Source organism: Alcaligenes sp. AB3 (genome assembly GCF_031844565.1).
Lineage (GTDB): Bacteria > Pseudomonadota > Gammaproteobacteria > Burkholderiales > Burkholderiaceae_B > Alcaligenes > Alcaligenes faecalis.
In genome coordinates, this window is sequence record NZ_JAUZVM010000006.1 from 182686 (window position 1) to 194781 (window position 12096).

Below are 12096 nucleotides of genomic sequence, written 5' to 3' on the forward strand. Positions count from 1 at the left end.
TCGGAAATTATCGTCGCCTGTCACTCTTTCTGGTCTGGCTCAAACCAGATATCTTGCCTGATACTTAGTCAGTCCAGTTGATCGCAGTCCCTGCCGTCAGCCTTTGGAACCAAGACGGAGAGGTCATCAATGGAGCAATGGTCCACCACGGCAGTTCCCGCTATCCGGCGCGCGCCCTATTGGATGGAGGCCGTCAACAAGGCCTATGTGCAACTGGAATGCGCCGTTCCCTCCCGCTCCAGCGCCCCTTTCTTCGGAGCCATTACGCGTCGTGAACTGGCGGCCGTCAGCCTCTCCCATATCACCTCGACCACACAGACGGTACTGCGCACGCCTTTGCAAATTTCCAGAGCATCCGAGGATATTTTTCTGCTCAGCATTCAGGTGGCCGGAGCAGGAAAACTGGTTCAGGACGAAAAAACAGCTCACCTGAAACCCGGTGACCTGGCCCTGTACGACTCCACCCGCCCCTATCAGCTCTTGTTTGACCATGACTTCGAGCAGTATGTGCTTTCTTTGCCCGGCTCCATCTTGCGCAAGCGTTTACACAATGCCGAGGACATGACAGCCTGCAAAATCACCAGCGCCCAATCGGGCACGGCACGTTTGCTCTCCCATATGGTCAGCGAACTGATGGACTGCCCACCCTCCGGTGGCCCAATTGTAGATTTGTCGCTTGCCGACAGCCTGGTCGGTATTCTGGTCGCCGCGCTGGCAGAAAATCTGGGCAGCCTGCCTTTAAGCGACGATACGGGGTCTGTCCGACGCGACCGCATCAAAGCCTATGTGCTGAAAAATCTGCGCGACCCGGAGCTGAATATAGGCAAGATTGCCAAACGTCTGAGCCTGACGGCCAGCACCGTGCATCGCGCCTGGGAGGGCGAAGCCGATTCACTGACGAACTGGATTTGGTCCATGCGCCTGAAAGGCGCTGAACAGGATTTGCGCCGGCTGGCCCATCACAACAAGACCATCACGGAAATTGCTTACCACTGGGGGTTCAGCAGCTCTGCCCATTTCAGCCGGGCATTTCGGCAGCACTTTGGTGTGCCGCCCAAAGAGGCCCGCGAAAGTATGCGGGCCCTGGTTCACTCAGACTCGATGCCTGTCTGATCAGGCAATGGCCTTGCCGTCATTCAAGGCCAGCAGGCCTTTGATCAGGCGGTACAGAATCCATACGCCCACAATTACGATGGTCACAAAACCCACCAGAATTGCCATCAGCAAGAACGAGAGCGCCACGCCCACAAAGCCCCACCAGAAGGTACGGATTTGCCAATCAAAGTGCGACTCCAGGTAGGTGCCGCGAACCTCATCACGCTTGATGTAATTGATGATGATGGCGACCAGCGCGGTGATGCCACCAAACATGGACAAGATGTACAGGGCGTAATTGATTAGCGTCAGATTACGCAGGCTGACCAGCTGGTTTGTACCCCCGCCTTGTGGGACCGGGTTCATTTCATCATTCATCCGTCACTCCTTGGAAAAACAAACGGTAGCGTTACGTATGCCGTAACGCTACCGAAGAAAACCTGTTCAGGCCAGCTACTGCTATTAAATTAACGCAGTCCAATAAATGGCATGGCGGAACCGGGAACCAGACTTTCTGGCAGTTTACCGTCCCATTTCTCCACAGCATTCAAGTTGACCAGATTGGTGTTCTGAGCCAGTGCCTGGGCCTTGGCAGAAATTGCCTTGGCTTCGGCTTCACCACGCAGGCGAATACCGTCAGCTTCGGCCATGTAGCGTTCGCGCTGAGCGCGGGCTTCGGCTTCAGCCTGAACCACCTGGATTTCAGCCTGAATGGAAGCGGTTTCTTTTTGCTGGCGGGTGGTTTCAATCTGAACCTGGGCCAGCATGCGGTTTTCAATCGACTGCTCGTAGGCCTTGGAGAAAGACACTTCCTCGACCTGCACGCCCATCATTTGCAAAGGAGCCGATTCCAGCGTCACGCGCATGGCTTCATTAATGTCAGCCCCCAGTTTTTCACGGTTCTGGATGGACTGAGCGGCGGTGTATTTACCGAACACGTTCTTGATCACGTCCAGGGCCTTGCGCTCCAGCAAACGGGCTTCCAGCGCTTCTAGCGAACCGTATTCGGAGTACAGCTGGGCCACATCGGTTTCAGGCACGCGGTACGTTACCGAGGCCACCATGGAGGCAGACTGCTGGTCAAAACTGTACGCCTCAAGCTGCATGCGAACCGTGTGATCGCGTACCGAAATCTTTCGTACCGTATCAAAGAACGGGACCTTAAAGTCCAGACCTGGGTCAGCCACGCGGACCAGTTTACCGTTACGCAGCACCACGCCACGTTCACCCTGGTCTACCTGTAGGAACGAGCCCATGGAGGCAACGATCAGGATCAGGAAAATAACCACAGCAGCCCCAAGGAAACCCAGTCCCTTGGAGTAGTTGGTAGTGCCACCTTCTGGCTTTGTTTTAGCAGCCAGTTTCGTAAATGGATTTTTATCAGTGCTCATCACGGCTTCCTTTATGTGGCTGACGCGACTGGTCTTTTAATTGACGACGTTCCACCATCAGTTGCCGTATGCCTTTGGCAATCAGGTAGGCCAGCACAGCGGCCCCCAACAAAATCAAGATGATACGCATGACGCTTCAGTCTTCCCACTAGATTTCAATCAGAGCGCAATTATCCCCGATTCCTTCTGTCACGCTCAGAAAAGAAGCGTCAAAATATGACAAATGGACAGTATTGCTGGTAACAAAACTTAAACGGACGCCATTGTGAGGTCTTGGGAAATAAAAAAGCGGCTTGCCTGACTATTCCAAGGAAGCCAGCGCAGCGTCCAGCTCCGCCAGATGAGCCTGCACGGGGAGCACATCGTTGCGAGTCGCAATCAAGCGCAGAATATGATTTTTGCTGGTCTGAAAAGTACGCATCAACTGCTCCAGCTCGGCCGTGGAGTATTGGCGAGCGTTATCACGCAAGGCGGCTTCCAGAGCATCCAGCTGCTCGTAAACCGAGTCCAGATCTTCACGCTCCTGAATATAGAGACGGGTCAGCCAAATATGACGTCCTACAGCGTCCCATTGTTCCAGCCCGGCAAAGCCGTGCTTTTGCGCCAGATTGTTCAAGTGACGGTAAATCTCCGAACCACGCTCGACCTGGTCCACCTCCAGCATGGGAGGAAAACCATCAGGCAGACCACCATCCCATACCGGCTCGCTACGCTCTACGGTTTGCAGCACCGGCAAGATCTCGCCCAGGCTTTGCACATAACGAGTCACGACCTGGTCATCCAATGCCAGCTCAGTTGACGATGCCAAGAAAGGCAGGCCCATCAAGGCCATGCTACAGATACAGAGGACTCGTTTAATCATCGCTCGCCCTAAAAAACAAGACTACCCGTCTTGAACGACGTAAAACACATTCGTCGATTGTAAGCATGGGAGAGACTGCTTTTCTTTGCCTGTGCCAAAAACGACACAGCCTTTTCAATCCTCAACAATCTTGTATTGAAAAGCCTTGCGCTTTGAAAATACATGCCGTTTGAAACAGGCCTGCCGACAACGGTCAGAGGTTTAACTTCGTCTGAACCGGCTGAGATGAAAAAGTAACAATTATTTTTTTGTTCTTGTCACTGAAAAGGCGCAAGACCTGTCTGCTTGACGCTGGCAACGCCCAAATCAGGGGCTTGCCTGAACCAGGATGGAATTGAAAACGCACCCGATCACTGTCCACGCCAAGCGTCAGACAATAAAAAAAGCCCTTGAAAACAAGGGCTTAATTTAATTCCAGCTGGCGGAGACGGAGGGATTCGAACCCTCGATACGGGTATAAGCCGTATGCTCCCTTAGCAGGGGAGTACCTTCAACCTCTCGGCCACGTCTCCAGCTCTAGGAAAGAAGCTACTATAGCATTTATAAAAAACCAATGCAAATAGCAAAAGGGATTATTTTTCCTGATCCAGCTCGAACGTCTTGTGCAGAGCACGTACCGCCAATTCCATGTACTTGTCAGCGATGATGACCGAGGTCTTGATCTCACTGGTGCTGATCATCTGGATGTTGATGCCCTCTTCGGACAAGGCGCGGAACATGGAGCTGGCGATGCCAGCGTGGTTACGCATGCCGATACCGACGATGGACACTTTGCAAACGGCTTCGTCAAAGACGATTTCGCCAGCGCCCACAGCAGGACCGACCTGGTTCATCAACAATTCCTTGGTACGCAGCGCGTCGTTGCGGCTAACGGTAAAGGAGAAGTCTGTGGTGCCCTGAACCGACAGGTTCTGCAAAATCATGTCGACTTCGATGTTGGCCGCTGCGATGGGGCCCAGAATGGAATAGGCCACACCGGGGGTGTCGGGTACGGCACGCAGGGTGAACTTGGCTTCATCACGGCTGAAGGCGATGCCAGAGACAACGGCAGCTTCCATTTTTTGGTCTTCCTCGAAAGTAATCAGCGTGCCCGAAGACATTTCTTCTTCGAGCGGAATCATGGGGTCGGTCATGGAGGACAAGACGCGCACAGGCACCTTGTACTTGCCAGCAAATTCCACGGACCGGATTTGAAGAACCTTGGAGCCCAAAGAGGCCATTTCCAGCATTTCTTCAAAGGACAGCACTTTCATGCGACGGGCTTCTGGCACCACGCGCGGGTCAGTCGTGTAGACACCATCCACATCGGTATAAATCAGGCATTCGCTGGCCTTCATGGCAGCGGCAACAGCCACCGCAGAAGTGTCCGAACCACCACGACCCAGGGTCGTGATATTGCCTTCTTCATCCACACCTTGGAAACCAGTCACAACGACCACACGGCCTGCGTCCAGATCCTGGCGAATACGGGTGTCATCAATAGAGCTAATGCGGGCACGCGTGTAGGCATTGTCGGTCTTGACGGGAACTTGCCAACCGGCATAGCTGCGGGCGGGAACGCCCTGGGCAGCCAAAGCCATGGCCAACAAAGCGCTACTGGCTTGTTCGCCCGTGGCAGCCAGCATATCCAGCTCACGCGGATCAGGCTGAATGCTCAGTTCTTTGGCCAGGCCTAGCAAACGGTTGGTTTCACCGGACATGGCCGAAGGAACCACCACCACTTGGTGCCCGGCGGCATGCCATTTGGCAACCCGACGCGCCACATTCTGGATGCGCTCGATCGAGCCCATCGACGTGCCGCCATATTTATGTACGATCAGGGACATCTTTTACTCTGCATCAAAGGGCTAAGGTCTGGGATAGACACAAAACCCAACTATTCTAACGACTTTCTGTGCCCCAAGCGCAGGCTCTACCACATGCGCACGCAAAAAAAACACATACTTTGTCGACTCAACACCATAGCCCACGCTCCTGCCACAGGCCACCCCAAACTACTTACTTACTTGCTTGATCGGCCTTCAGGCCGGCTTGCTGCTCGCCTGAACCGGCAGATTCGATCTGCACCCGACCGCGCACACAGCGGATCAGGTTTGGTCCATGCTTCCACATCAAATTTCTGTCATGACCCTGGGCATGCACGCCACGCAACTGGCGCAGCAGCTCTGCCAGACGGGCATGCGTGGGCAAACCGGCGCCCTGCTCCTGCAACCAATAACGGATCACCATGCTTTGCCGGGCCGGTTCCAGACCGCGCCAGGCGCTCAGACTGAAGCTGCGGCCGGTTTCATCCGGCTCCAGGCCCAGCCAGTCCTGGCGAGCCACACTGTCCAGGACCTCCTGCGTTTCACGGCTCAGGTGAGCCTGTCTTTGCAAACGGCTCTGCCAACCCGGCCAGCGCGCATCCAGCACAGGCGTGAGCAAGTCGCGCACCGCGCCACGGGTGTAATCAGGATTGGTATTGGTGGGGTCTTGTACTGCGTGCCAGCCTGTGGCCGCCGCAAAATGTTCACTGGCTTGAAGAATAAGTGCCCTGGGCTGCTCCAGCCAGGGTCGCCAGTAACTCAGATCATCGCGCTGCATATGGGGTGCCATCGCACCCAGGCCGGTTGTGCCCGTGCCTCGCAGCAAACGCATCAAAACGGTTTCAGCCTGATCGTCCTGATGATGGGCCAGCAGCACATGCTGCAAGCCAACAAAATGCGCCAGTTCAGCCAGACCTTGATAGCGGGCATCACGTGCGGCAGATTCCATGCCATCCGTGCTGAGACGGCGGGACTGCACCTGGACCCGCAAGCTATGACAGGGTCGCTGCAAACGCGCAGCCAAGTCATGCACATGCGCTTGCCACTGATCGGCAATGGCTTGCAGGCCGTGATGGATATGAAAAAAATGAAGTGTGACTTTGCGGCGGCTGGCCCAAAGATGGGCATGTACCGCCAGCATTGCCGAGTCCGCACCACCACTTAAGGCGACAGCGACGCTATCGCCGCTTTTGAAACTTAGGTGATGGTTAAGCGCCTCCAGCAGCGGGGGTGAGGGGCTAAAGCCCCCCAGCTGACTGGAAGGCAATGGATCAGGCACGAACTTCCTGATAACGACCGTAGGCCAGTAGACGTTCCATACGCTGCGCCAGCAGTTGTTCGGTGCTCAGGCCCGAGACCTGACGCAAGGCGTCGGCCAGGGCACGGCCCAATTGACGCGCCATCATGGTGGGGTCGCGATGCGCGCCACCGATAGGCTCGTTAATCACGCGATCGACCAGACCCAATTCTTTCAAACGGGGTGCGGTAATGGCCAGGGCTTCAGCCGCCACAGGAGCCTTGTCCGCGCTGCGCCACAGAATCGAGGCACACCCTTCGGGCGAGATCACGGCGTAGGTGGAGTATTGCAGCATGGAGACCACGTCACCCACGGCAATTGCCAAAGCGCCGCCCGAACCGCCTTCACCAATAATGGTGGAGATGATAGGTACACGCAGTTTGGCCATGGCAAACAGGTTATGGCCGATCGCTTCGGACTGACCGCGCTCTTCCGCACCAATACCGGGGTAGGCACCGGGGGTGTCCACAAAGGTGAAAACGGGGATACCGAATTTTTCAGCCAGATGCATCAGGCGCAGGGCCTTGCGATAGCCTTCAGGGCGCGGCATGCCGAAGTTACGACGGGCGCGCTCTTTGGTGTCACGACCTTTCTGGTGACCAATGACCATGCAAGGCGTGCCGTTGAAACGAGCCAGACCACCCACAATTGCCAGGTCGTCCGCATACATGCGATCGCCATGCAGCTCGTGGAAGTCCGAGAAGATCTGGTTTACATAGTCCAGCGTATATGGACGTTGTGGATGGCGAGCAACCAGGGCCGTTTGCCAAGGCGTGAGCTTGGCGTAAATGTTCTTGGCCAGCGTCTGGCTTTTTTGCTGCAGACGGCTGAGTTCCTCTGAAATATCCACAGCGGAATCAGATTGCACATAGCGGAGCTCTTCGATTTTGCCTTCGAGCTCGGCCAAAGGCTGCTCAAATTCCAGGAATGTATTTCGCATGTCGGTTCTTAAGGTTTAGGCCTAATTTAATATCGTACCGCAACTGTGTTCAGACTGCGCCACAGATGCCAGGTAGCCACCGTGCACCACGGTGCCCACGCTTGGGCAACTTCACGCGCCTCGAACCGGGATACCGGCTCGCCGCTGAAATAGTGCTGAGAGATTGCCTTGAGCAGGCCCGCATCATCCAAGGGGAGAACATCGGGTCTGTGCAAGTTGAAAATCAGAAACATATCTGCCGTCCAGCGACCTACGCCACGAATGGCGCACAGGTCCGCAATAACGGCTTCGTCAGACAGGGACTGCCATGCCTGGGGGTCGATTTTACGAGCATCAAAGTGAGTCGCCAAATCAACAATGTATTCGGCCTTGCGTTTGGGCAAGCCCAAACCATGCAAGGCCTCGTAACCCAGTTCCAGAATCAGTTCGGGCGACAGCGCCTGACCGCAACCGTCCAGCAGCTTGCGCCACAGCTGGTCCGCCGTACGCGAGGCCAGCTGCTGGCCCACGATGGAACGCACCAGAGTGGTGAAAGCCGGAGCCTGATGTTGCAGCCAGTAGTCGCCATGCTGGGGGATGAGTTTGCGCAGGATACGATCGCGCTTCATCAGCTGGGCGCACGCGTCGTCCCAGTAATCAGGTTTGCCCACCAAACGAACTTGCGGGCCGGATTGAACGCCGCTTAGGCCCTGCGCCATTGTGTTGCTCCACCTGGCCGATCTTCCAGCTCAACGCCCTGCTCTTTAAGCTGCTCACGAATGGCGTCGGCGCGCGCAAAGTCACGGTTCTGTTTGGCCTGGCTGCGCTCAGCCAGCAGCTCATCAATCTGGGTATCGCTCAAGGAGTCGGCGCCGGCCACGCTGGCCGCCTGACCAAAACGTGTGCTGGCGCGCCAGTAGACGGCCGGGTCCACTTGCAACAGACCAATCACGCCACCCAGAGCGCGCATCAAACCGGCGGCCTGCGCATCCTTGTCGCGGTTGGCCTGGCCAGCCAGTTCAAACAGAGCGGCAATAGCGCCAGCCGTATTGAAATCGTCATTCATGGCTTCGGCAAAAGCCAAGGCGGGGCCTTGCGTCCAGTCGATCTGAACGTCGGCAGCAGGAACGTGTTGCAGGGTCTGGTACAGACGATCCAGAGCCTGCTGGGCATCGCGCAGATTGTCCGGCGCGTAATTTTGCAGGCTGCGGTAATGGTTGCGCACAATAAAGAAGCGCAGCATTTCAGCTTCACGCGGGTTGGCGATGTAGCTGCTTTCTTCGTCGGCCAGACCTTCGGGCGCCACGGTATCGCGGATGCGACGGAAGTTGCCCAGGGACTTGGACATTTTCTCCGAATCCACCATCAGGGGACCGCAGTGCATCCAGACATTGGCCAGCTGGCCGCCAAAAGCACCTTCTGTTTGGGCAATTTCGTTTTCGTGGTGAGGGAACTTCAAGTCCGGGCCACCGCCGTGAATATCCAGGGGCAGACCCAGCAGTGCCTTGCTCATGGCCGAGCACTCGATGTGCCAGCCTGGACGACCCAGGCCGTACGAGGATTCCCATTTGGATTCGGCAGGCTCGTCTTCTTTAGCCGACTTCCACAGCACAAAATCCAGAGGGTCACGCTTGGCCGAGTTCAGGGCAACACGCTCACCGGCACGCAGATCATCCAGGGAGCGGCCCGACAGCTTGCCGTAGCCGGGGAACTGACGCACCGCGTAGTTCACATCGCCGTCTTCGGACTGATAAGCCAGGCCGTTTTCTTCCAGCTTGGCAATAATGCCCAGCATATCGGGCACGTGCTGCGTGGCGCGCGGCTCCGAATCGGGGCTTTGCACGCCCAACGCCTTTTCGTCGGCATGCATGGCCGCAATATAGAAGTCCGTCACCTGAGACATCAATTGCTTGCGCTCGACGGCACGGCGGATGATCTTGTCATCAATATCGGTAATGTTGCGCACATAGGAGACGCGGTAGCCACTTGCTCGCAACCAGCGCTGCACGATGTCAAAGCTGACCAGCATACGAGCGTGTCCCAGGTGACAGAAGTCGTACACCGTCATGCCACAGACGTACATACGTACGTGGCCCGGTTCAACCGGAGAAAACACCTCTTTAGAGCGTGACAACGAGTTATAAATGCGCAACATGGCCTGTAATCGTCATAAAATCGGAACCTTGTGCCAGAACAATTGCCCTTGGATCAGGTTCCGTATTTCCCGCCCGGCAAGAGGCAAGGTTAGAATGATGGTCAATAAGTATAGCAAGCAGACCTCGTTAAAGGCAGCAATCTACCAACCTTCCTGGTCTTCAAGCCAGATTTTATAGGCGCCCCCTCTGTGTTCAGTACACCTAGACGGACTCGGTTTCTCGCTCCTTGCACCCTGGCCCTTGTTCTGGCCCTGGGTCAAGCCGTGAGCGCCCAATCCCTGCCCGATTCGCCCCCGTCCAGCGCGCGAGTGAACGATCCCCTGCTGGATATCGCCCCCGAACCTGAACGTGGCTGGAAAGGTCTGGCCCGTGCCCTGGACGTTCTCGCTCCCAGTGTTGATACGTCTTTGCCGCTTAGCGCCGCTGAGGTCAGCCAGCGCATCAGCACCCTGATTGCCCAGGGTCGTCATGCCGACGCCTTGCAGGCTATTGAAAAACAGCTGGCGCAGCGCGAGGACCGTGGCGAACCCGGTGCCAATGTGCAACTGCTGTTTTTGAAAGCACGCGCCCTGTCGGCCAGTGGTGACCACAATGGCGCCATCAGCCTCTACCAGAACATGACCACCTATTACCCGGAGCTGCCCGAGCCCTGGAATAATCTGGCGGCTGAATACATTGCGCAGGACAAGCTGGACCTGGCCCTGGAAGCTCTGAAAATGGCCCTGACCGCCGATCCATCCTATGCGCTGGCTCGCGCCAATATGGGTGAAGTCCAACTGATGCTGGCCAATGACACTTACCGTCAGGCCGCCGCCAGTGGTGTGTCCAAAGCAGCCCAGCGTGCGCAACAAACTGGCCAAATTCTGCAACAATAAGATTTTTCCTTGACTGGGTTATCCCTATCTTATGTTTGCAAGCACATTTCAATGGTGTGATCAGGCTCGCAGCTTGCGCACCCTGCTTATTGCTGCCTGTATGGCTATGCCTATGATGAGCAGTCCGGCTATGGCAGCAGATTCTTCCACTTCTTCTGAAGGCACTTCTATGAGCACCTCTCCACGCGTCCAACTGCAGACGAACCAGGGCACCATCCTGATCGAACTGAACGCAGAAAAAGCCCCCAACACCGTAGCCAACTTTGTGGACTACGTGTCCAGCGGTTTTTACGACGGCACCGTGTTTCACCGTGTGATCAACAACTTCATGATCCAGGGCGGCGGCTTTGAGGCCGACATGAAGCAAAAAGCGACCAACGCTCCTGTCAAGAACGAAGCCGACAACGGTTTGAAGAACGACAAGTACACCCTGGCCATGGCTCGCACGTCCGACCCGCACTCGGCTACCGCTCAGTTCTTCATCAACGTGGCTGACAATGACTTCCTGAACTTCACCGCTCCTACCGCCAATGGCTGGGGCTACGCCGTATTTGGCCGCGTGATCGAAGGCATGGACGTGGTCGACAAGATCAAGACCGTGCGCACCGGCAACAAGGGCTTCCACCAAGACGTGCCCGTTGAGGACGTCATTCTGGAAAAAGCCACGCTTGTCGAATAAGCTCACGCTTACGGGCACCATCTGGATTGCCGCGGACCTGCATCTGGGTCCGGACAATCCAGGCACCGTCCAGGATTTCCTGCAGTTTCTGCATTCCGCCCAGCATCAAGTTCATGCCTTGATTCTGGGCGGTGATATTTTCAATGCCTGGATTGGTGACGATCAAATTGCCCACCCTGCCCCCTGGCTTGCTCAAGTCAGTGAGGCGCTGCGCACGTTTGCGCAGCAGCATCCGCTTTATCTAATGCGCGGCAATCGCGACTTTCTGCTGGGCGACACCTACGCCCGCCATGTCCACGCTACGTTATTGCCGGATCAAGTCATCCTGGACACCTCGGCCGGTTTGATTCTGATGTCACACGGCGATGAGTATTGTCTGGACGATCTGGCCTATCAACGCTTTCGCTATTGGGTACGCAAACCCTGGCTGCAAAAGCTGTACCTGGCCTGTCCGTTAAGTCTTCGCCAGCGCATTGCCGACTCAGCCCGTGCGGGTAGCCAGCGCGGCAAGCAATACAAATCCAAAGAGATCATGGATGTGCAGCCTGCGGCCATTGTGGCGGCCTGCGAGGCACACGCTGTGCACGCCATGGTACATGGCCACACACATAGACCCGCCGTGCATGACATTCCCGGCTTCGAACCGGTACGCCGATGGGTACTGCCGGATTGGGAGTCTGACTCCTCAGAAGGAGAACGGCGTGGCGGTTATATCAGTATTGAAGGCGCACGGCTTTGTTTGCATCAATGGGGTAAAGACGATCAGTGTCAGACACTGGGACCTCAGCAAGTTTGACTTCGTTGACTCCGGCTGTAGGTAGTTGGTTTTAAGTTGGGGGCTTGCCGTCGGTTCATGGGATGAAAAACTGCTGATTTCTTGTGGACGACAGCTAAAGACCGCAGGAATCAAGGTGGCTGCATAAGCATTTTTGAGGGGGCAGCTGGGCTCGACTTGGCGGGTCTCCGGCCCGTGCTGCGCACGGGTTCCCTGGTCTCTTGCAGCATCCAGGCGCCCTG

Annotated in this window: 13 protein-coding genes and 1 tRNA gene; 4 read left to right on the plus strand and 10 right to left on the minus strand. The window is 56.2% G+C overall.

Annotated elements, in window-relative coordinates:
- Positions 1 to 129 precede the first annotated feature (129 nt).
- Positions 130 to 1113, plus strand: coding sequence for a helix-turn-helix domain-containing protein (locus Q9R35_RS13900; protein WP_063693453.1), 984 nt, complete (start codon positions 130 to 132; stop codon positions 1111 to 1113).
- On the opposite strand, the gene Q9R35_RS13905 is transcribed toward Q9R35_RS13900, so the two are convergent.
- The 10 genes from Q9R35_RS13905 to cysS form a co-directional block, all read right to left on the minus strand.
- Positions 1114 to 1473, minus strand: a complete 360-nt coding sequence (locus Q9R35_RS13905) for a membrane protein (protein WP_042483981.1) — start codon at positions 1471 to 1473, stop codon at positions 1114 to 1116.
- Between the two features lie 89 nt (positions 1474 to 1562).
- Positions 1563 to 2486 carry a prohibitin family protein gene (locus tag Q9R35_RS13910; protein ID WP_081045421.1) on the minus strand — a complete coding sequence of 308 codons (924 nt, stop codon included), beginning with the start codon at positions 2484 to 2486 and terminating at the stop codon, positions 1563 to 1565.
- Complete coding sequence (locus tag Q9R35_RS13915) at positions 2476 to 2616, minus strand: hypothetical protein (RefSeq protein WP_311220004.1); 141 nt, start codon at positions 2614 to 2616, stop codon at positions 2476 to 2478. The genes Q9R35_RS13910 and Q9R35_RS13915 overlap by 11 nt, the downstream gene beginning before the upstream one ends.
- Before the next feature lie 171 nt (positions 2617 to 2787).
- Entirely contained in the window at positions 2788 to 3348 is a 561-nt protein-coding gene (locus tag Q9R35_RS13920) for a hypothetical protein (RefSeq protein WP_223254080.1), read from the minus strand.
- A gap of 419 nt (positions 3349 to 3767) precedes the next feature.
- Positions 3768 to 3860: transfer RNA gene (locus tag Q9R35_RS13925), tRNA-Ser, on the minus strand.
- 60 nt (positions 3861 to 3920) lie between these two features.
- A complete protein-coding gene (locus Q9R35_RS13930) occupies positions 3921 to 5174 on the minus strand; it encodes an aspartate kinase (RefSeq protein ID WP_042483973.1) in 1254 nt (417 codons plus the stop codon).
- Positions 5175 to 5346: 172 nt separating this feature from the next.
- Positions 5347 to 6294, minus strand: coding sequence for a tRNA lysidine(34) synthetase TilS (tilS, locus tag Q9R35_RS13935; protein WP_404977955.1), 948 nt, complete (start codon positions 6292 to 6294; stop codon positions 5347 to 5349).
- Between the two features lie 130 nt (positions 6295 to 6424).
- Positions 6425 to 7390: an acetyl-CoA carboxylase carboxyltransferase subunit alpha gene (locus Q9R35_RS13940; RefSeq protein ID WP_042483971.1), complete on the minus strand. Its 966-nt coding sequence runs from the start codon at positions 7388 to 7390 to the stop codon at positions 6425 to 6427.
- A gap of 26 nt (positions 7391 to 7416) precedes the next feature.
- Positions 7417 to 8088, minus strand: coding sequence for a DNA-3-methyladenine glycosylase (locus Q9R35_RS13945; RefSeq protein ID WP_042483969.1), 672 nt, complete (start codon positions 8086 to 8088; stop codon positions 7417 to 7419).
- Positions 8073 to 9524 (minus strand): cysteine--tRNA ligase, encoded by a 1452-nt coding sequence (gene cysS / locus Q9R35_RS13950; protein WP_311220006.1) that lies wholly within the window; start codon positions 9522 to 9524, stop codon positions 8073 to 8075. Before cysS ends, Q9R35_RS13945 begins: the two co-directional genes overlap by 16 nt.
- Before the next feature lie 264 nt (positions 9525 to 9788).
- Here cysS and Q9R35_RS13955 point away from each other — a divergent pair, with 264 nt between their 5' ends.
- The 3 genes from Q9R35_RS13955 to Q9R35_RS13965 all read left to right on the plus strand — a co-directional run bounded on the left by Q9R35_RS13955 (position 9789) and on the right by Q9R35_RS13965 (position 11875).
- Entirely contained in the window at positions 9789 to 10400 is a 612-nt protein-coding gene (locus Q9R35_RS13955; protein WP_223254082.1) for a tetratricopeptide repeat protein, read from the plus strand.
- A 169-nt stretch (positions 10401 to 10569) separates the two neighbouring features.
- On the plus strand, positions 10570 to 11079 hold the full coding sequence (locus Q9R35_RS13960; protein WP_185776037.1) for a peptidylprolyl isomerase: 510 nt from the start codon (positions 10570 to 10572) through the stop codon (positions 11077 to 11079).
- Positions 11069 to 11875, plus strand: a complete 807-nt coding sequence (locus Q9R35_RS13965) for a UDP-2,3-diacylglucosamine diphosphatase (RefSeq protein WP_311220007.1) — start codon at positions 11069 to 11071, stop codon at positions 11873 to 11875. Before Q9R35_RS13960 ends, Q9R35_RS13965 begins: the two co-directional genes overlap by 11 nt.
- The last annotated feature ends 221 nt before the right edge of the window (positions 11876 to 12096 follow it).